Origin of the sequence: Mycobacterium sp. IS-3022 (genome assembly GCF_001500065.1) — a bacterium.
GTDB lineage: Bacteria > Actinomycetota > Actinomycetes > Mycobacteriales > Mycobacteriaceae > Mycobacterium.
This window is the reverse complement of the sequence record NZ_LQIN01000024.1, coordinates 1-25167: the sequence shown is the minus strand read 5'-3', so window position 1 is coordinate 25167 and position 25167 is coordinate 1. Positions and strand designations below refer to the sequence as shown.

At 68.3% G+C, this 25167-nt stretch carries 25 protein-coding genes; 13 read left to right on the top strand and 12 right to left on the bottom strand.

The annotated features are described in order from the left end of the window. Positions 1 to 78: 78 nt before the first annotated feature. From AU188_RS16680 to AU188_RS16660, 5 genes are read right to left on the bottom strand one after another with little or no spacing between them, the layout of a single operon-like run. The gene (locus AU188_RS16680; RefSeq protein ID WP_059164818.1) at positions 79 to 2307 is read right to left on the bottom strand and encodes an AAA family ATPase; all 2229 of its coding nucleotides are present in this window, start codon (positions 2305 to 2307) and stop codon (positions 79 to 81) included. Further along, positions 2300 to 3160 carry a CDP-diacylglycerol--serine O-phosphatidyltransferase gene (gene pssA / locus AU188_RS16675; protein ID WP_172799529.1) on the bottom strand — a complete coding sequence of 287 codons (861 nt, stop codon included), beginning with the start codon at positions 3158 to 3160 and terminating at the stop codon, positions 2300 to 2302. Before pssA ends, AU188_RS16680 begins: the two co-directional genes overlap by 8 nt. Then, complete coding sequence (locus tag AU188_RS16670; RefSeq protein ID WP_059164817.1) at positions 3157 to 3855, bottom strand: phosphatidylserine decarboxylase; 699 nt, start codon at positions 3853 to 3855, stop codon at positions 3157 to 3159. Before AU188_RS16670 ends, pssA begins: the two co-directional genes overlap by 4 nt. A gap of 28 nt (positions 3856 to 3883) precedes the next feature. Continuing rightward, positions 3884 to 5077, bottom strand: coding sequence for a molybdopterin molybdotransferase MoeA (gene moeA, locus AU188_RS16665; RefSeq protein WP_059164816.1), 1194 nt, complete (start codon positions 5075 to 5077; stop codon positions 3884 to 3886). Next, positions 5077 to 5988, bottom strand: a complete 912-nt coding sequence (locus AU188_RS16660; protein WP_059164821.1) for an SDR family NAD(P)-dependent oxidoreductase — start codon at positions 5986 to 5988, stop codon at positions 5077 to 5079. Before AU188_RS16660 ends, moeA begins: the two co-directional genes overlap by 1 nt. Before the next feature lie 56 nt (positions 5989 to 6044). On the opposite strand from AU188_RS16660, the gene AU188_RS16655 reads away from it, so the two are divergent. Genes AU188_RS16655 through AU188_RS16635 form a run of 5 tightly spaced genes read left to right on the top strand, consistent with a single transcriptional unit; the run spans position 6045 to position 9649 of the window. Continuing rightward, entirely contained in the window at positions 6045 to 6530 is a 486-nt protein-coding gene (locus AU188_RS16655) for a PH domain-containing protein (protein WP_059164815.1), read from the top strand. Next, on the top strand, positions 6527 to 7996 hold the full coding sequence (locus tag AU188_RS16650; RefSeq protein ID WP_059164814.1) for a PH domain-containing protein: 1470 nt from the start codon (positions 6527 to 6529) through the stop codon (positions 7994 to 7996). Before AU188_RS16655 ends, AU188_RS16650 begins: the two co-directional genes overlap by 4 nt. A gap of 25 nt (positions 7997 to 8021) precedes the next feature. Then, the gene (locus AU188_RS16645; protein ID WP_059164813.1) at positions 8022 to 8843 is read left to right on the top strand and encodes an HAD-IIA family hydrolase; all 822 of its coding nucleotides are present in this window, start codon (positions 8022 to 8024) and stop codon (positions 8841 to 8843) included. Next, entirely contained in the window at positions 8840 to 9112 is a 273-nt protein-coding gene (locus tag AU188_RS16640) for an addiction module protein (RefSeq protein WP_286137526.1), read from the top strand. The genes AU188_RS16645 and AU188_RS16640 overlap by 4 nt, the downstream gene beginning before the upstream one ends. Before the next feature lie 36 nt (positions 9113 to 9148). Further along, on the top strand, positions 9149 to 9649 hold the full coding sequence (locus AU188_RS16635; protein ID WP_059164811.1) for an SRPBCC family protein: 501 nt from the start codon (positions 9149 to 9151) through the stop codon (positions 9647 to 9649). On the opposite strand, the gene AU188_RS16630 is transcribed toward AU188_RS16635, so the two are convergent. Next, a complete protein-coding gene (locus AU188_RS16630) occupies positions 9646 to 11343 on the bottom strand; it encodes a DEAD/DEAH box helicase (RefSeq protein ID WP_059164810.1) in 1698 nt (565 codons plus the stop codon). The two genes, AU188_RS16635 and AU188_RS16630, sit on opposite strands and share 4 nt — an antisense overlap. Before the next feature lie 82 nt (positions 11344 to 11425). Next, complete coding sequence (locus AU188_RS16625) at positions 11426 to 11935, bottom strand: cupin domain-containing protein (RefSeq protein ID WP_059164809.1); 510 nt, start codon at positions 11933 to 11935, stop codon at positions 11426 to 11428. A gap of 248 nt (positions 11936 to 12183) precedes the next feature. On the opposite strand from AU188_RS16625, the gene groL reads away from it, so the two are divergent. Then, positions 12184 to 13809, top strand: coding sequence for a chaperonin GroEL (groL, locus tag AU188_RS16620; protein WP_059099241.1), 1626 nt, complete (start codon positions 12184 to 12186; stop codon positions 13807 to 13809). 110 nt (positions 13810 to 13919) lie between these two features. Here the strand turns inward: groL and AU188_RS16615 are convergent, their stop codons facing one another. Continuing rightward, complete coding sequence (locus AU188_RS16615; protein ID WP_059164808.1) at positions 13920 to 14756, bottom strand: endonuclease domain-containing protein; 837 nt, start codon at positions 14754 to 14756, stop codon at positions 13920 to 13922. Positions 14757 to 14837: 81 nt separating this feature from the next. Between AU188_RS16615 and AU188_RS16610 the strand changes: the two genes are divergently transcribed. Then, complete coding sequence (locus AU188_RS16610) at positions 14838 to 15350, top strand: DinB family protein (protein WP_059164807.1); 513 nt, start codon at positions 14838 to 14840, stop codon at positions 15348 to 15350. Between the two features lie 11 nt (positions 15351 to 15361). Here AU188_RS16610 and AU188_RS16605 read toward each other — a convergent pair whose 3' ends face one another. Continuing rightward, entirely contained in the window at positions 15362 to 15715 is a 354-nt protein-coding gene (locus AU188_RS16605; protein WP_059164820.1) for a VOC family protein, read from the bottom strand. 429 nt (positions 15716 to 16144) lie between these two features. Between AU188_RS16605 and AU188_RS16595 the strand changes: the two genes are divergently transcribed. Then, positions 16145 to 16969, top strand: a complete 825-nt coding sequence (locus tag AU188_RS16595) for an SDR family NAD(P)-dependent oxidoreductase (protein WP_059164806.1) — start codon at positions 16145 to 16147, stop codon at positions 16967 to 16969. Here the strand turns inward: AU188_RS16595 and AU188_RS16590 are convergent. Continuing rightward, positions 16958 to 17512 (bottom strand): carboxymuconolactone decarboxylase family protein, encoded by a 555-nt coding sequence (locus AU188_RS16590; protein WP_059164805.1) that lies wholly within the window; start codon positions 17510 to 17512, stop codon positions 16958 to 16960. The genes AU188_RS16595 and AU188_RS16590 overlap by 12 nt on opposite strands. Continuing rightward, a complete protein-coding gene (locus tag AU188_RS16585; protein WP_059164804.1) occupies positions 17509 to 19251 on the bottom strand; it encodes an N-acyl-D-amino-acid deacylase family protein in 1743 nt (580 codons plus the stop codon). The genes AU188_RS16590 and AU188_RS16585 overlap by 4 nt, the downstream gene beginning before the upstream one ends. Before the next feature lie 22 nt (positions 19252 to 19273). On the opposite strand from AU188_RS16585, the gene AU188_RS16580 reads away from it, so the two are divergent. The 4 genes from AU188_RS16580 to AU188_RS16565 all read left to right on the top strand — a co-directional run bounded on the left by AU188_RS16580 (position 19274) and on the right by AU188_RS16565 (position 22717). Next, the gene (locus tag AU188_RS16580; RefSeq protein ID WP_059164819.1) at positions 19274 to 19663 is read left to right on the top strand and encodes a VOC family protein; all 390 of its coding nucleotides are present in this window, start codon (positions 19274 to 19276) and stop codon (positions 19661 to 19663) included. 17 nt (positions 19664 to 19680) lie between these two features. Next, entirely contained in the window at positions 19681 to 20196 is a 516-nt protein-coding gene (locus AU188_RS16575; RefSeq protein ID WP_059164803.1) for a mycothiol transferase, read from the top strand. Between the two features lie 73 nt (positions 20197 to 20269). Then, on the top strand, positions 20270 to 21790 hold the full coding sequence (locus AU188_RS16570) for an aldehyde dehydrogenase family protein (RefSeq protein WP_059164802.1): 1521 nt from the start codon (positions 20270 to 20272) through the stop codon (positions 21788 to 21790). Between the two features lie 84 nt (positions 21791 to 21874). Next, positions 21875 to 22717, top strand: a complete 843-nt coding sequence (locus AU188_RS16565; RefSeq protein WP_059164801.1) for a hypothetical protein — start codon at positions 21875 to 21877, stop codon at positions 22715 to 22717. Here the strand turns inward: AU188_RS16565 and AU188_RS16560 are convergent. Then, a complete protein-coding gene (locus AU188_RS16560) occupies positions 22714 to 23628 on the bottom strand; it encodes a crotonase/enoyl-CoA hydratase family protein (protein ID WP_059164800.1) in 915 nt (304 codons plus the stop codon). The two genes, AU188_RS16565 and AU188_RS16560, sit on opposite strands and share 4 nt — an antisense overlap. 42 nt (positions 23629 to 23670) lie before the next feature. On the opposite strand from AU188_RS16560, the gene AU188_RS16555 reads away from it, so the two are divergent. Then, entirely contained in the window at positions 23671 to 25014 is a 1344-nt protein-coding gene (locus AU188_RS16555) for a cytochrome P450 (protein WP_059164799.1), read from the top strand. The last annotated feature ends 153 nt before the right edge of the window (positions 25015 to 25167 follow it).

Below are 25167 nucleotides of genomic sequence, written 5' to 3'. Positions count from 1 at the left end.
GACGTAGACATCTCCACTAAGCCCGGAGGTCCTCCCTTCTCACAGCCAAACCGTCAACAACGTCCCTGCCGAGTACAACTAGCGGGCGGTGGAAAAGGCCCGCAGCGACTCGACTTGCGCCGCATCCAGCGACGGCCGCACGTTCTTGCGGGCCTGGGCGACGTCCGCCGCGGTGACGTCGGCGGCGTCGATCGAGCGCCGCATCGCGGTCAGCGCGGCCTCGCGCAGCAGTGCCACGCAATCGGCGGCGCTGTAGCCGTCGAGTTCGCCGGCCAGCGCATCGAGGTCGACGGCCTGCTCACCCTCGGAAGCCAGCGGAATCGACTTGCCGGCGGTGCGCAGGATCTCGCGACGGGCTTCGGCGTCGGGCGGTTCGACGAACACCAGCTTCTCCAGCCGGCCCGGGCGCAGCAGCGCGGGGTCGATCAGGTCGGGCCGGTTCGTCGCACCGAGCACCACCACGTCGCGCAGCGGTTCGATGCCGTCGAGTTCGGTGAGCAGTGCCGCCACCACGCGATCGGTGACCCCGGAGTCGAAGCTCTGGCCGCGCCGCGGCGCCAGCGCGTCGATCTCGTCGAGGAACACCAGCGACGGCGCCGAGTCGCGGGCCCGCCGGAACAGCTCGCGCACCGCCTTCTCCGACGAGCCGACCCACTTGTCCATCAGCTCGGCGCCCTTGACCGCGTGCACCGACAGCCGGCCCGAGCTGGCCAGCGCCCGCACCACGAACGTCTTGCCGCAGCCGGGTGGTCCGTAGAGCAGTACGCCGCGCGGGGGAGCGACGCCGAGGCGTTGAAACGTGTCGGGATGCTGCAGCGGCCACAGCACCGCTTCCGTCAGCGCCTGCTTGGTGGCCGCCATGTCGCCGACGTCGTCGAGCGTCACCGAGCCGACCGACACCTCTTCGGTGGCCGACCGCGACAGCGGGCGGATGACGGTCGTAGCGCCCAGCAGGTCGTCCTGGGTCAGGGCCGGTGGCTCGCCGTCGGCGCTGGCTCGCGCGGCAGCTCGCAGCGCCGCCTCACGTACCAGTGCGGACAGGTCGGCGACGACGAATCCCGGTGTGCGCCCGGCGATCTGCTCGAGGTCGAGGTCTTTGGCCGGAACATCGCGCAGCAGCACTTCCAGCAGCTGCTTGCGGATCGCGCCGTCGGGCAGGCTCAGCCCGAGCTCGCGGTCGCACAGGTCGGGGGCGCGTAGCCGCGGGTCGACGTTGTCGGGTTGCTGTGAGGTCGCGACGAATGCCACCCCGGGGGTGGCGACCGCGTTGCGGAGTTCGGTGAGGATCAGCGTGGCCACCGGTTCGGCGGTGGACGGCAGCAGCGCGTCGATGTCGGTGATCAGCAGCACGCCACCGCCGTCGCGGACGGTCGCGACCGCCGACGCCACGCTCGTCAGCCGGTCCTCGGCGCGCAGCGAGCCCACCTCGGGGCCGTCGAGTTCCACCAGCCGACGGTCGGCGCAGACCGCACGCACCATCGCGGCCTTGCCGACACCGGCGGGTCCGGACACCAGTACGCCGAGATTTGCTGTCGCGCCCAGTGTTTCGAGTAGCTCCGGCTGGTCGAGCGCCAGCTTGAGCCATTCGGTGAGCCGCTGCGCCTGCGCTTGTGCGCCTTTGAGGTCGTCGATGCCTAGCGCCGGCGGTGTCTTCTCGGGCGCGGTGACCACGGCCCGTCCGGTGGTGGTGTTCGCAGGCGGCGCGGCAGCCCCGCTCGCCGCGGCGTCGCCCCAGCCGACCGCCGAATTCGGTTGCACGCTCACGGGTCCCGCGGGATCGGTGCCCGTCACCGTCAACAGCTCGGACGTCCAGGTGATGCCGACCGACGACGCCAGCGCCGCGGTCGCGCGCGAGCTCGGGATGTCGGGTCCGAGCTCCCGCGGCAGCAGCGACACGGTGTCACCGACCGTCATCACCTTGCCGAGCAACGCCTGCCGCAGCGTCGCGGGGGAGATCGACTGGCTCGCAAGCCGCGACCCGGACAGCGTCACCGACCGCGCGCCGTAGACGGTGACCGGTGCGACGAGCACGGTGGTGTCCTCGCGCAGTCCGGCGTTGGACAGGGTGACGTCGTCGAGCAGCGCGGTGCCCGCCGGCACCCCGGCGGGTGCCTCGCCGACCACGGCGGACGTGGTGCGGGAACCGGTGAGCGATACGGCGTCCCATTCGCGAATACCAAGCGCGGCAATGGCTTCCGGGTGCAGGCGGACCACCCCTCGGCGCGAGTCCAGCGCCGAGGTGTTCAGCCGCGCGGTCAAGGTGAGCTGGTGCCGGGGAGCCGGGCGGTCGGACTGCAGTTCACTCATGACGAGAACCGGGCTTGCGCAGTCCGAGTCGCATCACCGACCGGCGGTGTGGCTGGGCGCGGCGGATCGCCCGTCGGGCCGCCCGCTGTTGGCGCGGTTTGTCGTCCCATACCTCCGGATGCGCGGCCAGGAAGCGGCGGGTGCGGATGGCGAACGGGATGTGCACGACGTAGGCGCCGATGATGATCAGGATCACGACGTAGCCGTAGAGGATCGCCGCCGCGACACCGATCGCCACGAGCGCCAGCAGCGGCGCGACCATGTTGGGCGGCACCGCGAAGGTGTGGATCTTGCGCATCGGGATCGTGCTGACGACGAGCAGCGAGACGCCCACCATCCAGATGACGACCGCGAGTTCTGAAGTCCACCAGCCCTCGCCGAACTGCATCTTGGCGGCCAGCGGACCGATCGCCCCGATCGCGCCCGCGGGTGCGGGCATGCCGACGAAGTACTTCTTCTCGTATGCGGGCTTGTCGACCTCGAGCATCGCGTTGAAGCGTGCCAGTCGCAGCACGATGCATACCGCATACACGAGCACCACGATCCAGCCGATCCGCGACTGCGACAGCAGTGTGCCGTAAACGATGAAAGCCGGTGCGACACCGAAGTTCACGGCGTCGGCCAGCGAGTCGATCTCCTCGCCCATGCGCGATGTCGCGCCGAGGGCGCGGGCGATGCGCCCGTCGAGCGCGTCGAGGATCGCGGCGACCGCCAGAAAGGCCATCGCCTCGGTCGGCCGGTCGTCCAGCGCCATCTTGACCGCGCTCAGTCCGAGGCAGATCGCGGCGACCGTCATCGCGCTGGGCAGAATCCGCAGGCTGACGACGGAGCGTTTGATGCGGGGCCGGATCACGGCAGTTCGGCCAATACCGTCTCGCCCGCCAGCGCGCGCTGTCCCGTCGTCACCAGGATGTTGGATCCCGCAGGCAGGTATGTGTCCAGCCGTGAGCCGTAGCGGATCAACCCGTAGGTCTGGCCGATCGCCAACTTGTCGCCCACTTTGGCGTTGCAGACAATGCGCCGCGCCACCAGGCCCGCGATCTGCACGGCGATCACCTCGACGCCGTCTGCCGTGCGGATGAGCACGCTGTTGCGTTCATTGTCCTCGCTGGCCGCCTCGAGTTCGGCCGAGCCGAACAATCCGGGCCGGTGCTCGACGGCGACGACCTCGCCGCCGATCGGGGCCCGCTGCACGTGCGCGTCGAAGATCGACAGGAAGATGCTGATCCGCGGCAACGGCGTTGCGGGTAAACCGAGTTCGGCCGGGGGCGCCGCCTCTTCGATGAGGCAGATCAAGCCGTCCGCCGGTGCGACGATCAAGCCGGGCCGTGTCGGGGGCACCCGCGGGGGGTGCCGGAAGAACGCCGCGTTGGCGGCGGCCGACGTCAGCGCGGCACCGCGCAGCCACCGGTTTCGCCGTCCCAGGGCCGCTGCCGCGAGGCTGGCACCGACGAACGGCAGTCCGGCGGGATGCATCGGGGGGATGGTGGTACGGGCCAGCGCCATGAGCCGCGCAGGGCCGGATTTCAGGTCGGGGCGTCTGGCCATCGTGCAGCGATTCTACGGGCCAAGCCGGTCAGGCCAGGTCCCACACCTGGACCTGCGACCCTGCCGGCAGCGCGTCGACGTCCTCGGCGATCTCCAAGAGGCAGTTCGCCGACGCCAGCCAGCGCAGGTGGTGCGAGGCGGGCGGGCCGTAGCTGGTCACCGTTCCGGCGTCGGCGTCCAGCACGCCGCGGCGGAACTGCCGCTTGCCGCGCGGCGAGGTGATGTCCTCGGCCAGCACCGCGGTGCGTCGCGGCCGGTCGGGATTGGGCAGGCCCATCGCTGCGCGCAGCGGCGACCGGATGAAGACCTCGAACGACACCAACGCGCTCACCGGGTTGCCCGGCAGCGTGACGATCGGCGTGTCGTCCACACTTCCGCAACCTTGCGGCATCCCCGGCTGCATGGCGACCTTGACGAACTCCACCGATCCGCCGAGTGCGTCCTTGACGACCTCGTAGGCCCCCGCACTCACGCCGCCGGTCGTGATGATGAGGTCGGCATCTCCGGTATGCCGCGCCAGCGCGTCGCGGAACGAGTCGACGTCGTCACCGGTCATCGCCGAAGCCACCACGTCGGCGCCCGCGTCGCGCAGTGCGGCGGCCAGCATCACCGCGTTCGACTCGTAGATCTGACCGGGCGCCAGCGGGATGCCGGGTGCGACGAGTTCGGTGCCGGTGGACATCACGAGCACCCGCTGCCGCGGGATGACGGTGAGCTCGCCGAGGCCCAGCGCGGCGGCGAGCCCCAGCGCGGCAGGTGTGAGCGCCTGCCCGGCGCGCAGCACCGCCGTACCGGCGGTGACGTCCTCGCCGGCCCGGCGGATGTGTTGGCCCGGTCTCGCGCCGGCGCGGATCTCCACGGTGTCGGTGGCAGCGTTGGTCGCCTCGACAGGCACCACCGCGGTCGCGCCTGCGGGCAACATCGCGCCGGTCATGATGCGGTGTGCCGTACCGGGTTTCAGCGTCAGCACATCGGTACGGCCCGCCGGGATGTCCTCGGCGACGGGCAGTCGGACCGGATGCTCGGGCGTCGCCGCCGCCACGTCCTCGGCCATTACGGCGTATCCGTCCATCGCGGAGTTGTCGAAGCCGGGCAGCGACAACGGTGCGACGACATCGTCGGCCAGCACCAGGCCCAGCGCGTCGGCGATCGGCATGCTGACCGGTGCGCGGCGGGCGATCAACGCGGCGACGACGCGCTGATGCTCTTCGACGGTGCGCATCAGATGGGATACGTGACGCCGGTCAGCTCCTCGGACATTGACCACAACCGGCGCTGGATGTCTTCGTTGTGTGATTGTTCGCTCGAGGCAACGAGTTTCGGGTGTCCCTTGACCTCGCCGATGCCGTCGGGACCGTAGTATTGCCCGCCCTGGACGGCCGGGTCGGTGGCCGCGCGAAGCGTCGGCAGCGCGCCCTTGTCCGCGGGCTGGGTGACGGGTTTCCACATGAAATCCGGAATGAAACCGGGCAGGTATCGCATCAGCTCGGTGTCGGAGAAGCCGGGGTGGGCGGCCGCGGCGATGGTCGGCGCGCCTTTGAGCTTGAGTCGTCGCTGCAGTTCGTAGGTGAACAGCAGGTTGGCCAGCTTCGACTGCCCGTAGGCCTGCACCCGGTTGTACCCGGTTTCGAAGTTGGGGTCCTCGAAGCGGATTCGGGCCATGATCCGGTGCCCGACGCTGCTGACCGTCACGATGCGTGACCCGTCGACGGGCAGCAGATGATCGAGCAGCAGGCCGGTCAACGCGAAGTGGCCGAGGTGGTTTGTGCCGAACTGCATTTCGAAACCGTCTCGGGTGAGCTCGCGGTTCGGCACGTACATCACGCCTGCGTTGTTGATCAGCAGGTCGATGCGCGGGTGCGCGGCGCGCAGCTCATCGGCGGCCCTGCGGACGCTGTCCAGTGAGGACAGGTCGAGTTCCTGCAGTGTGACGACGGCGTTGGGGCTGGCCGCCTTGATGCGGTCCCTGGCCTCGGTCCCCTTGTCGAGGTTGCGCACCGCCAGCACCACCTGCGCGCCCTTGTCGGCCAGTGCAGCTGCGGTGTCGTAGCCCAGGCCGCTGTTCGCGCCGGTGACGATGGCGGTCCGCCCGGACTGATCCGGAATGTCGGCCGCGGTCCACTTGCTGCCCATGACGCTCAACATACCCAGCGACCGACGCCGTCGCGGTTACCTACGCTGGACGCTTGATGACCGATCTCGTGGACCCCGCTAACAAGCCGAGCCGCAAGGCGCCCTTGGTGTGGGCGATCGGCGCGGCGATTCCATGGTCGGTGCTCGCGGCCGGGCAGTTCGTGTGGTTGTTGGTGGACCCGCGCGTGTGGTGGGTGCACGCACTCGCGGCGGCGGCCACGCTGGTGGGCATCGTCGTGTTCGTCGTGGTGGTGCCCCTCTGGCGGTATCGGGTGCACCGGTGGGACGTCGACCCGCGGGCGGTGTACACCCGCACCGGTTGGTTGACCCAGGAACGCCGCATCGCGCCCATCTCGCGGGTGCAGACCGTCGACACCGAACGCGGACCGCTGGATCGGCTGTTCGGGCTCGCGAACGTGACCGTGACGACCGCGTCGTCGGCGGGCGCGGTGCGCATCGTGGCGTTGGACGCCGATGTCGCCGACGGGGTCGTCGCGCGGCTCACCGACATCGCCGCGCTCGGCGGCGAGGACGCCACATGACGACCGCCGTCCCCGTCGAGGGCGACTGGCAGCGGCTCAGTCCGCGGATGCTGCTGGTGCACCCCGTGCACGAGGTGCTACGCCAGATCCCGGTGATCGTCGGGACGCTGGTGCTCGGCACGGCGACGGGCAACCCGCTGTTGGCGTACGCCGCGCTGGCGGTGACCGTGGCGATCGGCTTGGCTCGCTGGTTCACCACCACCTACCGCATCGGCGCCGAGGACGTCGCGCTGCGGACCGGCGTACTGCAGCGCAAGCTGCTTTCGGTGCCGCGCAACAGGATTCGATCCGTGTCCACCGAGGCGCGGCTACTGCACCGGCTGCTGGGGTTGACGGTGGTGCGGGTCGGCACGGGTCAGGAGGCCAGGGGCGACGCCGTGTTCGCGCTCGACGCGGTGCCTGCCGAGCAGGTGGGCCGGCTGCGCGCGGTGCTGCTGGCCGACTCGTTGGCCGCAGATGCCGAGCAGCCGAGCGCGTCGGGCCGCGTACTCGCCCGGTGGACGCCGTCGTGGCTGCGCTACAGCCCGCTCAGCTTCACCGGGCTCGCGATGATCGCCGCGGCGGTCGGTCTGGTGTACCAGATGGGTGCTCAAGGCGCGGTCCGCGACTCGGATGTCGCGCGTTCGGGACTGGCTGCCGCGGAACGGTTCGGGGTGGCGGCCAGCATCGCCGTTGCGGCGCTGGCCATCCTGGCGGCCTCGGTGGTGCTCTCGGTTCTGCAGTCGTTGCTGAGCTACGGAAACCTCGAATTGCGGCGCGACTTCGAGGTGCTGCACCTCAAGCACGGTCTGGTCCGCGTCCGGGAGCACACCTTCGACATGCGCCGGCTGCGCGGGGGCACGCTGCGGGAACCGTTGCTGGTGCGGCTGTTCGGCGGCGCCCGCCTCGACGCGGTGATGACCGGTGTCGGGGGAGAGGGCGAGGCCTCGCTGCTGTTGCCGCCGTGTCCGAAACGCACGGCCGAGGCGGTGTTGACCGACCTGATCGAACGCCGCGACGCGGTGACCGGTCCGCTTAGCGCGCACGGCCCCGTCGCGACGCGCCGGCGATGGACACGCGCGCTCGTGCTGCCCGCGCTCGTGGCGGTAGCGCTGCTCGTCGCGCCCACTCCGGCCTGGGTGTGGGTGCCGTGGGTGGTGCTGGCCGCGGGGTGCGCGCTGTTGGCCGTCGACCGTGCCCGGTCGTTGGGACACCGGGTGGGCGACGGCTGGCTCGTCGCACGCACCGGCAGCCTGCAGCGCCGACGGGACTGCATCGAGGCGTCGGGCATCATCGGCTGGACCGTGCGGCAGACCTGGATGCAGCGCCGGGCCGGGGTGGCGACGTTGGTGGCCGCGACCGCCGCGGGGGTCAAGCGCTATCAGGTGATCGACGTGCCCGCGCGTCTGGCGTGGTCGATCGCCGCCGAGGCGTCGCCCTGGGTGGCCGATACGCGGTGGGCAGGCGCGGGGTCCGAGTTGCGCTGACCGGCGCGCCGTTTACTGTCGGGCCATGGCGATCGGTGGGGTGCTGTTCGACATCGACGGCGTGCTGGTGACGTCGTGGCAGCCGATCGCCGGTGCGGCAGATACCGTGCGGGCGTTGACCGACAACCAGGTTGCCTGCGCGTACCTGACCAACACGACGACCAAGACCCGTGGCCAGATCGCCGAGTTGCTCACCGAGGCGGGGATGCATGTCCGCCCCGACGAGGTGATCACCGCAGCGGTGCTGACGGCGCAGTACGTCCGCGACACCTATCCCGACGCCCGGTGTTTCCTGGTCAACAGCGGGCAGATCGCCGAGGACATGGCCGGCATCGACATCGTGTACTCAGACGAGTTCGACGGGCCCCATGCCCCGGAGGCCCCGGACGTGGTGCTTCTGGGCGGGGCGGGCCCTCAGTACACCCATCTGACGCTGTCGTGGGTCTACGACTGGATGGCCCAGGGTGTTCCGGTGGTCGCGATGCACCGCAGCACCGCATGGACGACGACCGACGGGTTGCGCATCGACACCGGCATGTACCTGATCGGGATGGAGGAGGCGTCCGGGCGCAAAGCCACCGCGGTCGGCAAACCCGCTCCCGAGGGATTCCTCGCTGCGGCAAGCCGACTCGGCGTCGAGCCCGACGAGATGTACATGGTCGGTGATGACCTCAACAACGACGTGCTGGCCGCGCAGGTGGTCGGCATGACCGGAGTTCTGGTTCGCACCGGCAAGTTCCGCCAGGACACGCTCGACCGTTGGGCCGCAGACGAATTCGCGATGCAGCCGAACCACGTGCTCGACTCCGTCGCCGATCTGCCCGAACTGCTCGAGCTCGGCGGATGACGATGTGGCAACGGATGCAGCAGATGCTGCTGCAGCGGGGGATCAACACCTACCTCGAGCTCGCGTTGTGGCTCGCGTTGCTCTACACGGTCATCGGCGTCGGGTATGCGATGTTCCACATCGAGCTGCTCGGGCAGTTGGAGGCGGCGCTGTCGGGCGACTTCACGATCTTCGCCAATATCGCGGCACTGGTCGTCGCGGTGGCGCTCTGGCCGCTGCTGTTGGGCAGCTCGCTGATGTGCGGGGTGGCCGGCTGCGGCGTGTTCTAGCGATGACTTCTCGCGGCGTGGGCAGTCAGTACCGACATGACTGAAGAACGCATACACGCGAGAACAACCGTCAACGCGGGAATCGAGACCGTGTTCGACGTGCTGGCCGACCCCTCGACACATCAGGACATCGACGGCACGGGCTGGGTGCGCGAACCGCTGGACGGCAAGACACTCACCGAGCCCGGCCAGATCTTCCGGATGGCGATGTACCACGACAACCATCCCGAGAAGTACTACGAGATGTCCAACCGCGTCGAAGTCCTCGATCGGCCGCACGCGATCGCGTGGCAACCAGGCCAGGGGCCCAACGACCGGGGGAACTTGATGCCCAGCGCGGAAGTCGAATTCGGCGGCTGGACGTGGCGCTATGACCTCGAGGCAGCAGAGTCGGGAAACACCACGGTCACGTTGACCTATGACTGGTCGAAGGTTCCGGCGTCGCAACGCGAGAACTTCGAGTTCCCGCCGTTCGACCCGTCGCACCTCGACAATTCGCTCAAGAACCTGGCGGAGCTCGCCGAGGCGCGCCGCTAAGCCTGCAGGCTGCGCACCGCCTCGATGCGGGCCCGCAGCTGATCCGTCGTGGCCGCCGCGACCGCTGGCCCGCCGCAGATCCGGCGCAGCTCCTTGTGGATCCAGCCGTGCGGCTTGCCGGTGCGGTGGTGCGCGATGGACACCAGCGTGTTGAGTTCCTTGCGTAGTTCGCGGAGCTGACCGTGGGTGGACATCCGGGGCACTTCGCCCGAAGCGGTCTGGCGGGTCAGCTGCTCTTCCTGCCTGCGGCGCAACAGATCTCGCATCTGATCGGCGTCGAGCAGCCCGGGAATGCCGAGGTAGTCGGCCTCCTCCTCGCTGCCGGCAGGCGTCGCGGTGCCGAACGAGGAGCCGTCGAAGATGACCTGGTCGAGCTCGGCGTCGGCGCCCAGCATCTCGAACCCGTTGTCGAGCTCGCCGGCCTCGTCCTTCTTCTTGTTGGCCTCCTCGAGGGCCGCGTCGTCCCACTCGCCCTGCGACTCGCGGTGCGGCCTGCCGAGCACGTGGTCGCGCTGCGCCTCCATCTCGCTGGCCAGGTCGAGCAGCGCAGGCACCGACGGCAGGAAGATACTCGCGGTCTCGCCGGGACGCCGGGACCGGACGAAGCGGCCGATCGCCTGGGCGAAGAACAGCGGGGTCGACGCGCTGGTCGCGTATACGCCGACGGCCAGCCGCGGCACGTCGACCCCCTCGGAAACCATGCGGACGGCGACCAGCCAGCGGCTGCTGCCGCCCGCATACTCGGCGATGCGCTCCGAGGACCCGGGATCGTCGGAGAGCACGAGCGTCGGCGGTTCCCCGGCCAGCGTGGTGAGCACCTTGGCGTAGGCGCGGGCCGCCTTCTGGTCCGACGCGATCACCATCGCCCCCGCGTCCGGCACGCCACCGTTGCGCAACTGCGTGAGCCGGGTGTCGGCGGCCTGCAGAACCGCGGGAATCCACTCGCCCTCAGGGTTGAGCACGGTGCGCCACGCGCGCGCGGTCTGCTCGGCGTTGAGCGGTTCACCGAGGCGCGCGGCATACTCGTCGCCGGCGCTGGTGCGCCAGCGCGCCTCCCCCGAGTAGGCCAGGAACACCACCGGTCGCACCACGCCGTCGGCCAGCGCATCGGAGTAGCCGTAGATGTGGTCGGCGCGCGAGCGCAGAACCCCTTCACCGTCGGGTTCGTAGGTGACGAACGGGATCGGGCTGTCGTCGCTGCGGAACGGGGTGCCGGTAAGCGACAGTCGGCGGGTGGCGTCGCCGAACGCCTCGCGCATCGCCTCGCCCCAGCTTTTCGCGTCACCGCCGTGGTGGATTTCGTCGAAGATGACGAGTGTGCGGTAGTTCTCGGTGCGCACCCGATGGCGGGTCGGGTGGCTGGCCACCTGGGCGTAGGTGACGACGACGCCGTGGTACTCCGAGGAGGTGTGCGAGGCGCTGTTGGAGAACTTCGGGTCCAGCGAAAGGCCGAGCCTCGTGGCGGCCAGCGCCCACTGGATCTTGAGGTGTTCGGTCGGCACGACGACGGTGATCCGCTCGACGGTGCCGTCGGCCAACAGCTCACCGGCCACGCGCAGGGCAAACGTCGTCTTACCCGCGCCGGGGGTTGCCACGGCAAGGAAATCACGCGGTTTGGCGCCAAGATACCGCACCAATGCCCGACGCTGCCAGCCTCGCAAAGCCTGGGTGTCGGGCGCTGCTTCTGCCCGCACCCAAAGACTCCTCACTGATCGGACAGCAGCCTAGCGCAACGGATTACGGCCGCGCACCTTTCAAAGCGTGTCGTGCGGCGTGTCACTCGACCCAGTGATTGTCGTGTTTGATGAACCACTCGCGGCGCTCGTCGTCGGTGAGCTCGCCAAGCTGGCTGAATCCCTCGAAGTACGCCTCGCGCGGCGCGCCCGGAGCAAACAACATCAGCAGCGACGCGGGCTCGTCTGCCTCGTTGCGGAAGCCGTGGACGCCGCCCGGTGGCACATAGAGGAAGTCGTGCGGGTGCCCGTCGATCCAATCCCTACCGTCGAAGAGCCTGACCGTGCCGGACAACACGAAGAACGCCTCGGAGATGGCTCGGTGGAAGTGCGGTCCGGGGCCGCCGCCGTTGGCCGCGATCTCCACGCGATAGAGCCCGTAATCGCCGTCGGTCGCCTCTTGGTTCGCCAGATAGTGGTACTTCACCAGACCGGATGCGTCGTAGTCGGCGGGTTCGGTGGAGCGCCGCAACCAGGCACTGGCTTCCGGCTCCTCCCCGGTGTAGCGGTCCGGCGGATAAGGCGGCACGTTCCGGGGATCCCACAGCGACATCAGCGTCAGCCTGCCACACCGGCCCGACGGGCGTCGGCGGGCCGCGAGCGGCGGGAACGCGGGCGCCGAACAATCTTGCACTCGCCATGGTCGAGTGCTAGAAATGCAATTGGCACTCGCGACCGGTGAGTGCTAGGTCGGGACGGTGAGGCAACGGGCCGCATCTGCGGAGCACACCCGAGCCGTCCGTCGCGGGCACTGCACCCGACCGCAGACGTGCCATCCCCGATCCGGAGGAACACTTCGCAATGGCCAAGACAATTGCGTATGACGAAGAGGCCCGCCGCGGCCTCGAGCGGGGCCTGAACAGCCTCGCGGACGCGGTAAAGGTGACGTTGGGCCCCAAGGGTCGCAACGTCGTCCTGGAGAAGAAGTGGGGCGCCCCCACGATCACCAACGATGGCGTGTCCATCGCCAAGGAGATCGAGCTGGAGGACCCGTACGAGAAGATCGGCGCTGAGCTGGTCAAAGAGGTCGCCAAGAAGACCGACGACGTCGCCGGCGACGGCACCACGACGGCAACGGTCCTCGCTCAGGCGCTGGTTCGCGAGGGTCTGCGCAACGTCGCGGCCGGCGCCAACCCGCTCGGCCTCAAGCGCGGCATCGAAAAGGCCGTCGAGAAGATCACCGAGACGCTGCTGAAGTCGGCCAAGGAGGTCGAGACCAAGGAGCAGATCGCCGCCACCGCCGCGATCTCCGCCGGTGACACCCAGATCGGCGAGCTGATCGCCGAGGCCATGGACAAGGTCGGCAACGAGGGTGTCATCACCGTCGAGGAGTCCAACACCTTCGGCCTGCAGCTCGAGCTCACCGAGGGCATGCGCTTCGACAAGGGCTACATCTCGGGTTACTTCGTCACCGACGCCGAGCGGCAGGAAGCGGTCCTCGAAGATCCGTACATCCTGCTCGTGTCGTCGAAGGTGTCGACGGTCAAGGATCTGCTGCCGCTGCTGGAGAAGGTCATCCAGTCCGGCAAGCCGCTGCTGATCATCGCCGAGGACGTCGAGGGCGAGGCGCTGTCCACGCTCGTCGTGAACAAGATCCGCGGCACCTTCAAGTCGGTCGCCGTCAAGGCCCCGGGCTTCGGTGACCGCCGCAAGGCGATGCTGCAGGACATGGCCATCCTCACCGGTGGTCAGGTCATCAGCGAAGAGGTCGGCCTCTCGCTCGAGACCGCCGACGTCTCGCTGCTGGGCAAGGCGCGCAAGGTCGTCGTCACCAAGGACGAGACCACGATCGTCGAGGGTGCCGGTGATTCCGACGCCATCGCCGGTCGCGTGGCCCAGATCCGCGCCGAGATCGAGAACAGTGACAGCGACTACGACCGCGAGAAGCTGCAGGAGCGCCTGGCCAAGCTGGCTGGCGGTGTTGCGGTGATCAAGGCCGGCGCTGCCACCGAGGTCGAGCTCAAGGAGCGCAAGCACCGCATCGAGGACGCGGTCCGCAACGCCAAGGCGGCCGTCGAGGAGGGCATCGTCGCCGGTGGCGGCGTGGCCCTGCTGCAGTCCTCGCCGGCGTTGGACGATCTGAAGCTCGAGGGTGACGAGGCCACCGGCGCGAACATCGTTCGGGTGGCGCTCGAGGCTCCGCTGAAGCAGATCGCCCTCAACGGTGGCCTGGAGCCCGGCGTGGTGGCCGAGAAGGTCCGCAACTCGGACAAGGGCGTCGGCCTCAACGCCGCGACCGGTGATTACGAGGACCTGCTCAAGGCCGGCGTTGCCGACCCGGTGAAGGTGACGCGTTCGGCGCTGCAGAACGCGGCGTCCATCGCGGCGCTGTTCCTGACCACCGAGGCGGTCGTCGCCGACAAGCCGGAGAAGGCGGCCGCTGGTCCGGCCGACCCGACCGGTGGCATGGGCGGCATGGACTTCTGAGTCTGTCCCACTGAAAAGCCCCGGCTCGCTTCGCGAGTCGGGGCTTTTTCGTGCCTGACGCAACGTCGCGCTGAGAGCGTCGTCGCGGCTATATATCCACGGCGAGGCTCTCAGACTGACGTTGTGATCGCACGTCGATGCCATCGCCGCCGAATAACAGATTGAATGTCGGCGAACACCACGTCCCAGCGATGCACGACATCCTCATACGTCAGCCGAATCACCAGATAGCCCAACCCGGTCGCAACTCTGTCCCGTGTCCGGTCCACCTGGTACTTGGGCAGGTGGTGCTCGCGGCTGTCGGCTTCGATGACGAGACGATTGCCCACGAGAAAGTCGACACGCCCCACTCCCGGAATCACCACTTGAGTCCGCAAGTGGATTCCGGCGGCCCGCAGCCGCAACCTGATCATCGTCTCTGTTCCCGATTCGCTCTTGGGATCGCACCGCTCGGCAAGGTTGAGGCGTGCGAAACGCGATGCTGCGACAATTGATCTCGCATCTGCCATGTCGATCATCCGCTTGTTCAGCATCGAGTCGAGCACAATGACCAACCCTTCCCCATCGAGACAGTTCGCAGCCGACGCCACCGCGATCTCTATCGGGTCGATCGCACCGATGGTGGGTGGATTCAGACGGTGGGGCTGGCAGGAGCGAACTCCGGGACGGGACCGGCGTGCTCGGGCGGAATAGCGGACGTGCAAGTCGGAATCGGGAACCCAAATGTGCCGGTGGCGTAGCGCCGACACGCAACCAAGGACACCCCCGGCCGAAACGGCTCGAACGACGTGAGGGTTGGCAGCCGGACTGGCGTACCAACCCCGCCGGACCGGCCGCCAACCCTGCGGCAGCTTCTTGATCTGCGAATACGACCATCCTGCTGTGCGCAACTGTGCCACGGACACGACCCCGCCGTTTGCAGCGAGGATGCGTTCGAAATCCGCCACCGCTCAATAGCAGCCCACAACCGCGGCGGTCGAAAGGGCGCTTGTCGCCAACCTGTGGATAACTGCGGTTGTATTGTCCCCGTGACGGAAATTGAACGGGCGATGCCGCCGTTGAACGCCGACGAACGCACGACGCTGGAAGCGTGGCTCGACTTCTACCGCGCAACGCTGGCCATGAAGTGCGAGGGGATGGACGACGTCGAACTGAGCACCGCCAGTGTCGAACCGTCGCCGCTGACCCTGCTCGGACTGGTCCAGCACATGGCCGAGGTGGAACGCAACTGGTTCCGCCGCGTACTGGCCGGTGAAGACGCCCCGCCGATCTACGGCTCGACAGTTCGCGCATCCGGCCACGACGGTGGGTTCGACCTGTCAGAGCAGTCGACTTTCGCTGCGGCGCAAGCAGTTTGGCGCACCGAGATCACGCAGGCCCGCGCGAACTGCGCCACCCGCGACCTGACCGACACCGCTGCTTTCAACGGCGGTGAAGTCAGCCTGCGGTGGATCTACCTGCACATGATCGGCGAGTACGCCCGCCACTGCGGCCAGGCGGACCTCATCCGCGAGCGCATCGACGGCGCCACGGGCGTTTGAGGTCGCGTGTCTCAGTCTCGGTGGTCGACGATGTTGAGGACGTTTCCGTCCGGTGCCCGTACGAAGAAGCGCTGCACCCCCCACGCCTCGGTCGTCAGCGGGTGCACGATCTCGTAGCCGCGCTGCTGCGCGTCTGCGTACGCAGCCCCGACGTCGTCGACGCATACCGACACCACAGGATCCTCCGGGGCGGTCGCATCGCGGGTGACCAATTGGACGTTGGCCCCAGTGTCCGGTGAGGTGTAGCGGGCCACCCAACCCAAGTTGAACTCCTCGGTGCGCAACCCCAGGAAGTCGACGTAAAAGCTGTTGGCGGCCTCGATGTCGGCAACCCGAAGATCAGCTATCACGCGGGTGGTGCGCACGGCGCCCGGTGACTTGTCGTCGAGCGGCACGCAGTCGTGCCGACAATCCGGGCTGGTCGACGCCGACTCCGCGGTGGCCTTGCGGTGCAGCACGGCGCGGGTCGGTTCGATCGTCAGCGTCTCGTTCGACGGTCTCGCTCGACCGTCGACGATCAGCGAGTACCCGCCCGCCTCGCGCGGCGGCCACACGACCGTGACGTCGCCGTGCCGCTCGGTGTTCTCGCGCGTGTGCCTGCCGACCGTGCCGACGTCGAGACGACCGTCGCGGAAGACGGGCTCGACGAAGACGGTGTGCGCGCGGTAGTCGTCGCCGACCGAGATGAGGTAGGCGAACGCGAAGTCGCCCACCACGTCGGCCAATCGGTCGAGATCCACCTTCACACTCATGGGCCGAGAATACGTCCGCACGGCCAAGCGTTAGGTTCATGTATGCCATTGCCGCCTCCCTCGCCGACCACCACCGCCGTCGTCACCGGCGCCTCTTCGGGCATCGGCGCCGACATCGCCCGCGAACTTGCCGCCCGCGGCCACGGCGTCACGCTCGTCGCCCGCCGCGAGGCCCGGCTGCGCGACTTGGCCGCCGAACTCGGCAAGACCGTGCACACCGAGATCGTCGCGTGCGATGTCGCCGACCCCGCGGCTCGCGCCCGCCTGTTCGATGAGATCGAGGCCCGCGGGCTGACGGTCGACATCCTCGTCAACAATGCCGGCATCGGCACGCTCGGTTGGATAGTGAAATCGGATGTGGCCGATGAGATAGCGCAGGTACGCGTCAACGTCGAGGCCGTCATCGACCTGACCACCCGCGCCGTGCAGCAGATGGTGCCACGTGGCCGGGGCGCAATTCTCAACGTCGGATCCACCGCGGGCTTCCACCCGTTCCCCGGGCAGTCCGGCTACGCGGGCACCAAGGCGTTCGTGAAGGCCTACACCGAAGGGGTGCGAGCCGAACTCGCGGGCACCGGCGTGACGGTCGCGATGCTGGCGCCCGGGCCGGTGCGCACTGAATTCCTGCAGTCCGCCGGGATGGACGAGCGCAAGTTCGCCGCGGCGTTCCCCAAGTTCATGTGGATGCCCTCGCGCGACGTCGCGCGCGTCGGGGTCGAGGCGCTCGAGCACGACAAGGGCACGGTGATCGCCGGGCTGCCCAGCCGGCTCAGTACCCGTCTGCTGCAACTGCTTCCGCGGCCGGTGCTGCTCAAGACGCTCGCCGGCCAACACCCAGCGCTACGGCGCGACCGGTCAGCGGTCTGACGGCCAGCGCCGCATCCAACCCTCGACCGGCAGCGCCATGCCGTTGCACAGCGTGCAGATGGTGCGGTACCACCCGACTGCGACCAGCAACTCCATCCGCTGCTCGTCATCGAGGCTGTCGCCCAACGCCTTCCACGTGTCGTCCGACCATGAGCCGGTGTCCTCCAGCTCGTCGACCGCGGCGATCAGCACCCTGTCGAAAGGAGGCCAGCCGGGGTCGGCACCGGTGACGAGCGCATCGCACTCGTCGTTGCTGACACCGGCGATCGGGCCCCAGAACGCAGCTTGGCCACCCCACTCGTACTCGCAGCGCAGCAGCGCGCAGATCCGCAGGATCGCTATCGTGCGCACCCGCGGCGGCAGGCGCGCGTCGACGTAGAGCGACTCGCCCAGCTTCCGCAGCCGCGTAGCGAGATTCGGGTGCCGCTGAAGACAACGGACCAGCAGCAAGGGCTCGTAGGTGCGGTCGCGGTGGCCCCACCCGTTGATGCCGGCGGCGTCCTGCTCACTCCACGGCGGCGGCAGCGGTGCGACCCGCGTCATGCCGCGGGCGCCGGTTGCCGGCCGCGGATCAACCTGCCGGGCCGGGCGGCGGTGGGCACCCCGTTCTCGGCGATGATCTCGCCCGACACGACGGTCGCGACGTAGCCGTCGGCGCTCTGGTCCAGGCGGCGGCCCCCTGCGGGCAGATCATTGGTGATGACGGGCTTGTGCAACCGCAGCGCGTCATGGTCGATCACGTTCAGATCGGCCTTGTAGCCCACCGCGATTCGGCCGCGGTCGGCCAGGCCGGCCACCCGGGCGGGCACCGAGGTCAACTCGCGGACCGCCTCGGCGACACCGAGCCTGCTCTTCGTGCGGTCCCGCGCCCAGTGCGCCAGTAGGAACGTCGGATAGCTTGCGTCGCAGATCATTCCATAGTGGGCACCGCCGTCGCCGAGACCGAGCACGACGTCGTCGCGGCGCATCAGTTCACCGACGGTGTCGAGCGAGTTGTTCTCGAAGTTGGCCATCGCCACCAACAGCATGGCGTGGCCGTCGTCGTCGAGCAGGCGGTCATAGGCCTCCTCCATCGGGGTGACGCCGCGGGCGGCGGCCCGCGCCGCGATCGACGTCGACGGATCGGGCTCGTAGTTCGGGTTCTCCGTCAGCGGGAAGATCCAGTTCCACGCCTGGGCCAGGTACAGCAGCGGATGTCCGCCCTCGGCGGGCTTGTCGGCGAGGATGCGGGCGCGCACCTCCGGCTTGCGCATTTCGGCGATGCGTTCGGCCAGTGGCAGGTCCGCGATCTCCTGGTAGCTGGGGTAGAACACGAACGGATTCCCGGTGAGCTCCAGCCCGATCACCAAACCGATTGGGCGCGGGAACATCTGGGCGGTGATCGCCGAGTCCGGGGTGGCGGCGGAGTTGAACTTCTCGACCATCGTGATCGCGTCCGGCCAGATCGGATCGCCGGAGTTGCCCGTCGCCAGGGTGAACGTCACCGGCAACCCGTGGTCCTGCGCGGCCTCGAACACCGACTGCAGCACTCCTGCGTAACCGCCGGCGGCGATGTCGGGGACGAATTGGATCAGCCCACCACCGCCCTCGGCCACACCTGCCGCGATCGCGTCGATCTCGGCCTGCGCGGCGTCGTAGGTCGGGATGAGCTCACCGCTGGCGGTCTTGTGAAACGAGAACCGCGACGACGCGAAGCCGAGCGCGCCGACCTCGACCGCCTCCTTGGCCAGTGCCTTCATCCAGGCGAGATCCTCGGGCGTGGCGGGTTCGCGGTCGGCGCCGCGACGGCCCATCACGTACACCCGCAGCGGCGAGTGCGGCAGGTACGCGGCCACATCGATATCCCGACGGCGCGAGTCCAGCGCGTCGAGGTATTCGGGGAAGGTCTCCCAGTCCCACGGCAACCCGTCGACCATCACCACGCCGGGGATGTCCTCGACGCCGGCCATCACGTCGACGAGCACCTCGTGATCCTCGGCGCGACACGGGGCGAAGCCGACCCCGCAGTTTCCCATCACCGCCGTCGTGACACCGTGCGCCGACGACGGGTTCAACCGGTCCGACCAGATCGCCTGCCCGTCGTAGTGGGTGTGCAGGTCGACGAAACCGGGGGTGACGAGCAGTCCCGTCGCGTCGATCTCCCGCGCACCGGCGCCCGGCGGAACACTGTCGGCGCCGACCGCCGCTATCACGCCGTCGGCGACCGCGACGTCGCCGACGTACGGTTCCCCGCCGAGGCCGTCGACGATGGTGCCGCCGCGAATGACGAGTTCATATGTCATAGGTCGAATCTACGATGTGGCGATGATCGATCACTTCGGAATCAACTGCGCGGACTGGGACAGATCGAAGGCGTTCTACGACAAGGTCCTGGGGGTGCTCGGCTTCACCCGCCAGATGGATTATCAGGTCGCCATCGGTTACGGCAGGGACGGCAAACCCGACTTCTGGATCGCCGACATGAGCGCCGGTGACGCGGCGGGTCCCAACCGCGAGGTGCACTTCGCGTTCCAGGCCGCCGACACCGACGCGGTGCAGGCCTTCTACGACGCCGCACTGGAGGCCGGCGCCGAGTCGCTGCACGCTCCGAGGTTGTGGCCGGAATACCACCCCGGCTATTTCGGCGCCTTCGTGCGTGATCCCGACGGCAACAACATCGAGGCGGTCTTTCACGGCGCGCGACCGCAGGGCTGACGTATAACGTCGAGGTCATGGCTGACTCAGACGTGGCGGCGGTCCGTGAACTTCTGCGCGACTCGTTCACCCGCCTCATCGAACATGTCGAGAACCTCACCGACGGACTGACCGACGAGACCGCGTTCTTCCGCCCGACGTCGACGGCCAACAGCATCGCGTGGCTGATCTGGCACAGCGCCCGCCAACAGGACGTCCAGATCAGCGACATCGCCGGTACCGAGCAGGTGTGGTTGCGCGACGGGTGGGTCGACCGATTCGGCCTCGACCTGCCCCGCGACGACATGGGTTACGGGCACAGCACCGAGGAAGTAGGCCGGGTGCGCGTGTCGGCGGATCTGCTCGCCGGGTACTCCCACGCCGTACACAAGGCGACGCTGGAATACATCGCGTCGGTGACGGTCGAAGAGTTGAGCCGCATCGTCGACGATCGGTGGAACCCCCCGGTGACCGCAAGCGTGCGCCTGGTGAGCATCGTCGATGACGGGGCGCAGCACCTCGGGCAGGCGGCCTATATCCGGGGGATCACCTGACCCGCTGGCCGCCGACTTGACACATGTCAACCCAGGTGCGATCTGGATCACACGAGATGGTTAGCATGGGGTCATGACTGCGACGTCCGATGTTGACCTGCCCGACACCAGCACCATCCACAATCCCGCGACCGGAGCCGTCGCAGGCACCGTGCGCTGGACCGACCCCGCCGACGTGCCGCGCATCGCGGCCGGCCTGCGGGAGGCGCAACGGCAGTGGGAGGCACGCGGCGCCAAGGGCCGCGCGAAGGTGTTGGCGCGCTACGCGGTGTGGCTCGGTGAGCACCGCGACGAGATCGAGTCGCTGCTGATCAAGGAGACCGGCAAGTCGGCCGTCGACGCGGCGCAGGAAGTGCCGCTGTTGATCATGATCGCCTCGTACTACATCAAGACGATGGAGAAGGCGCTCGCTCCCGAGCGCAGGCCGGCGTCGCTGCCGTTCCTGTCGATCAAGAAGATCGAGGTGCACTACCGGCCCCGCCCGGTCGTGGGCATCATCGCGCCGTGGAACTACCCGGTCGCCAATGCGTTGATGGACGCACTCGGCGCGCTGGCGGCGGGCTGCGCGGTGTTGCTCAAGCCGTCGGAGCGCACGCCGTTGACCGCCGAACTGCTCCTGCGCGGCTGGCTGGACTCGGGTGCACCGGAGGTGCTGGCGTTGGCGCAGGGCGCGCGGGAGGTCTCCGAGGCGGTCATCGACAACTGCGACTTCATTCAGTTCACCGGGTCCAGTGCCACGGGCGCGAAGGTGATGGAGCGCGCCGCCCGCCGCCTCACCCCGGTCAGCCTCGAGCTCGGCGGCAAGGATCCGATGATCGTGCTCGAGGACGCCGACATCGATCTCGCCGCGCATGCCGCGGTGTGGGGCGCGTTCTTCAACGCCGGTCAGACGTGTGTGTCGGTGGAGCGGGTCTACGTCTTGGAGTCGGTCTACGACCGGTTCGTCGCCGCGGTGGTGCGCGACGTCGAGAAGCTGAAAATGGGCGCGGGCGACGGATACGACTTCGGCTCGCTGATCGACGAGTCGCAGGTTGCGGTCACCGCCCGGCACGTCGATGACGCGCTGGCCAAGGGCGCGCGGGCGCTGACCGGCGGCAAGCGTCCCGAGGGCGGCCCGGGTAACTTCTATCCGCCGACGGTGCTGGTCGACGTGGACCACTCGATGCTGTGCATGACCGAGGAGACCTTCGGTCCGACGTTGCCGATCATGAAGGTCGCCAGTGTCGACGAAGCGGTCCGGCTGGCCAACGACAGCCCGTACGGGTTGAGTGCCGCCGTCTTCTCGAAGGACATCGATCGGGCGAAAGACGTTGCGGTGCACCTGGACTGCGGGGCGGTCAACGTCAACGACGTGATCTCGAACCTGATGTGTACGACGGCGCCGATGGGCGGTTGGAAGACGTCGGGGCTGGGAGCCCGGTTCGGCGCGGCCGAGGGACTGCGCAAGTACTGCCGCCAGGAGGCCGTGGTGGCGCCACGCACCAACGTCGGCGCGGGCGGCAACTACTACAACAACTCGCCCAAGGCGCTGAAGCGGATGAACAAGCTGATGACGAAGCTTGCGCTGATCACCCCGAAGCGGGCCGCCAAGTAGCGAACGTCCGGCGCAATCAACGGCGAGAGTACGGTTACTCGCGTTTCGTGTCAGAAACCGTGCTTTCGGTGAAGGAGGACGCGCGTGCGGCTGCTCGCGACCGTGTTGCTCTGGCTCGTCACCACCGTCCTGCTGGCGGTGGCCGTCCCGACGATGTGGGCGCAACGAAATGTGGTCGACGCCAACGGCTATGCGGCGCTCGCCGCCTCGGCGGCCGAGGACCCGCAACTGCAGAAGGCGATGGCCGGCGTCCTCACGACGGAGGTCACCTCGATGCTGTCGGAGAAGGGTTACGACGTCGACAACACCTTCATCAGCGGGGTGGCCTCGGCATACACGGCCAACCCGACATTTCCCGGTCAGTTCGGGTTGGCCAACGCCATCGGACACCGCTGGATGTTCACCGACTCGGCGCAACAGGTCGAGGGCACCGACGAGTGGATCGTCGACCTCGCTCCGATGCTCGCCGACGAGTCGTTTCGCCGGACATTGGGCAACTTCGGCGTCGATACCCCAGAATCGCTGCCCGTTCCGGTGTCGATCTCGGACTCATGGCGACCGGGTCAGCTCAAGCAGGTGTCGACCTGGGGGCCGTGGGTCAGCATCGGCGCGACGATCCTGACCGGGGTGTTCGCGCTGCTGACGGTCGCGGTGGCCCGCGGTCGCGGCAAAGCCATTGCGGCGCTGGGCGTTTCAGCGCTGATCGTAGGCGCTGCGGGCTGGGCCGGGTTGGAGGTGGTGCGCCGTCACATCAACGATGCGCTCAACCGGCTCTCCGGAGACATTCGCGAGGTGGCCGACGTGATGGTCAGGCACGCCGAAGACAGCCTGCATCACTGGCTCAACCTGAGCCTTGCGGCCGGGGGAGTGCTGGTGGTGCTCGGCGTGCTCGTTTCGATGCTGGGCGGACTGCGGCGGCGTGACTAGGGCTCGATGACGTGTGACGGGTCGGGCCGTTTCCCGGGCGGTGCCTGGCTGTAATCGCCCCACGGCCCATCGCGTTGTTCGATCGCGCTTCGAACGCCTTGAGTCGCAGCGGTTTCGATGAAGGACAACGCGTCAGGCGTGTTGCGCATCAGCCCGTCGAGTATCCCGCCGAGCGTCTGGGTCGAGGCCAGGCCCATGTTCTCGTAGGCCTGGTTGACGATGAGTTTCTGCGCCTGCAACTGCGACAGCGGGATTCGCGCGAGCTTGCGCGCGACCTCCTGGACGCGGGCCTCGAGATCCTCGAACGGGACGGATTCGTTGATGAGTTCCACTGCGGCGGCTTCCTTTCCGGTCAACGGCTCACCGGTCAACGAGTGCCACTTCACCTTCGCCAGGCTCAACCGGTAGAGCCACATTCCGGTGAGGTAGGCGCCCCACATGCGGGCGTACGGCGTACCGATGACCGCGTCGTCGCTGGCGATCACGATGTCGGCGCACAGCGCGTAGTCACTGGCCCCGCCGACGCACCAGCCATGAATCTGGGCGATGACGGGTTTGGACGCCCGCCAGATGGCCATGAACTTCTGCGTGGGCCCGGTCTCGCGGGCGCTGACCATCGCGAAATCCTTGCCCGGGTCCCAGCGGCCGTCGGTGTTCATCGCGTCACCCCAGTGGGCGAAGCCGCCGCCGAAGTCGTAGCCGCCGGAGAACGCACGCCCGGCGCCGCGCAGCACGATCACCTTGACCGCCGGATCGCGTTCGGCAAGCCCGATCGCCTTCTCGATCTCGTCGGGCATCGGCGGCACGATGGTGTTGAGGCGGTCGGGACGATTCAAGGTGATGGTGGCGATGGGCGGATCGGCGCTGTAGAGCAGGGTCTCGAACTGCGGCTCGGACTGGGGCGGCGTCATGACTGCAAGTTTGGCAGAGGAAGCGCCGGGTAACCGGGTTCGGTGACGAAAGGACTCACCGGCGCCCGCGCCGCGGCCACTCTGGTCGACCTCGGCGCGTCGTCGATCGCCGCGGGAGTGCTCGCGCGTCGGCGGCCCGTCGTCCGAATACTTGAAGCGGTTCAAGCGGATTCTCGCGCGGTGCGGCGGATGCAGAGCCTGCGGCGCGAATTCGGGCGCGGTCCGGTGGAATTGGCGGTACCCGGCCGGCGCATGGTGGTGATCCTGGACCCCGAGGACGTCAGCCGGGTGCTGGCGCAGGCGCCGACGCCGTTTCATCCGGCCAACACCGAAAAACGCAAGGCGTTGCAGTGGTTTCAGCCGCACGGCGTGCTGATCTCCCGCGGGCCCATCCGTCAGCAGCGGCGCGAATACAACGACGCCGTGCTGGACAGCGGGGCAGACATCCACCGGCTGGCCGACTCGTTCGCGCGGACGATCACCGAGGAGGCGCGGGAACTGGTGGACGCCGCGGCAATGCGGGGCCGTCTGGATTCGGCGCGGTTCATGACGGCGTGGTGGCGCCTGGTGCGTCGCCTGGTGCTCGGTGACCGCGCGCGAGACGACGAGTTGATCACCGATGCGCTGATGCGGTTGCGCAAGGCAGGCAACTGGTCGTTTCTGTCGCTGCCGCACTACCGTGCACGCGCGAAGTTCCTCGAGGGGCTGGACCGCTATGTCGAGGATCCGGAGCCGGGAAGTCTTGCGGGCATCGTCGCGCAGACACCGTCGAGCGGCGCGGTGGATCCGGTGGGGCAGATGCCGCAGTGGCTCTTCGCATTCGACGCGGCCGGAATGGCGTCACTGCGTGCGTTGGCATTGCTGGCGACGCATCCGGCCGAGCGGGCGCTGGCGTCGGACGATGCGGCAGATCCCGAACGTGTATCGCTGCGGCCGTATCTGCGGGCATGCGTGCTCGAGTCGGTGCGGTTATGGCCGACCACGCCGACAATCCTGCGAGACACCACCGAGGACACCCAGTGGGCGGACGGGTCGACCGTGGCGAAGGGCGCGGGGCTGATGATCGTCACGCCCGCATTTCACCGCGACGACGACCTGTTGCCGTTCGCGCATTCCTTCGTACCCCAGATCTGGCTCGACGGGACCGCCCAGAGCTATCCGCAATTGGTTCCGTTTTCGGCCGGCCCGGCGGAGTGCCCAGGCCGTAATTTGGTGTTGCTCGTGACGAGCACGCTGTTGGCACACATGATGAGTGCACTGGACTTCGAGTTGACCTCCGAGCCGAAGCCAAGCCCGGACCGGCCGCTGCCGATGACGTTGAACCAGTTGGCTTTGGAGTTCGACGTTCGACGTGCGACTCGGTCGGTGCCTTCCTCGACGAGGTAGTCGCGACGAATCAGCCTGCCACTCACCGGTTTTCGATATAGGGATTCTCGAACTGTTGACAGCTTCCCCGTCCGGGCGGCCGGATTTGTCGGTGGGTGCTGTCATGATGCGGTTATGGTTTCGTTCGCTCCTTCTGGTGTTGAGGTGGATTTG

Excerpts from the sequence above, each read along its gene's own strand:
- AU188_RS16660 (WP_059164821.1), bottom strand. The coding sequence starts at position 5,988 with ATGGGCAGCAAGTGGACCGCGGCCGACATTCCGGATCAGTCCGGGCGG.
- AU188_RS16670 (WP_059164817.1), bottom strand. The coding sequence starts at position 3,855 with ATGGCCAGACGCCCCGACCTGAAATCCGGCCCTGCGCGGCTCATGGCG.
- moeA (WP_059164816.1), bottom strand. The coding sequence starts at position 5,077 with ATGCGCACCGTCGAAGAGCATCAGCGCGTCGTCGCCGCGTTGATCGCC.
- AU188_RS16640 (WP_286137526.1), top strand. The coding sequence starts at position 8,840 with ATGACGATGTGGCAACGGATGCAGCAGATGCTGCTGCAGCGGGGGATC.
- AU188_RS16570 (WP_059164802.1), top strand. The coding sequence starts at position 20,270 with ATGACTGCGACGTCCGATGTTGACCTGCCCGACACCAGCACCATCCAC.
- AU188_RS16645 (WP_059164813.1), top strand. The coding sequence starts at position 8,022 with ATGGCGATCGGTGGGGTGCTGTTCGACATCGACGGCGTGCTGGTGACG.
- AU188_RS16680 (WP_059164818.1), bottom strand. The coding sequence starts at position 2,307 with ATGAGTGAACTGCAGTCCGACCGCCCGGCTCCCCGGCACCAGCTCACC.
- AU188_RS16595 (WP_059164806.1), top strand. The coding sequence starts at position 16,145 with ATGCCATTGCCGCCTCCCTCGCCGACCACCACCGCCGTCGTCACCGGC.
- AU188_RS16575 (WP_059164803.1), top strand. The coding sequence starts at position 19,681 with ATGGCTGACTCAGACGTGGCGGCGGTCCGTGAACTTCTGCGCGACTCG.
- AU188_RS16590 (WP_059164805.1), bottom strand. The coding sequence starts at position 17,512 with ATGACGCGGGTCGCACCGCTGCCGCCGCCGTGGAGTGAGCAGGACGCC.
- AU188_RS16655 (WP_059164815.1), top strand. The coding sequence starts at position 6,045 with ATGACCGATCTCGTGGACCCCGCTAACAAGCCGAGCCGCAAGGCGCCC.
- AU188_RS16585 (WP_059164804.1), bottom strand. The coding sequence starts at position 19,251 with ATGACATATGAACTCGTCATTCGCGGCGGCACCATCGTCGACGGCCTC.
- AU188_RS16650 (WP_059164814.1), top strand. The coding sequence starts at position 6,527 with ATGACGACCGCCGTCCCCGTCGAGGGCGACTGGCAGCGGCTCAGTCCG.
- AU188_RS16635 (WP_059164811.1), top strand. The coding sequence starts at position 9,149 with ATGACTGAAGAACGCATACACGCGAGAACAACCGTCAACGCGGGAATC.
- AU188_RS16625 (WP_059164809.1), bottom strand. The coding sequence starts at position 11,935 with ATGTCGCTGTGGGATCCCCGGAACGTGCCGCCTTATCCGCCGGACCGC.
- groL (WP_059099241.1), top strand. The coding sequence starts at position 12,184 with ATGGCCAAGACAATTGCGTATGACGAAGAGGCCCGCCGCGGCCTCGAG.
- AU188_RS16560 (WP_059164800.1), bottom strand. The coding sequence starts at position 23,628 with ATGACGCCGCCCCAGTCCGAGCCGCAGTTCGAGACCCTGCTCTACAGC.
- AU188_RS16580 (WP_059164819.1), top strand. The coding sequence starts at position 19,274 with ATGATCGATCACTTCGGAATCAACTGCGCGGACTGGGACAGATCGAAG.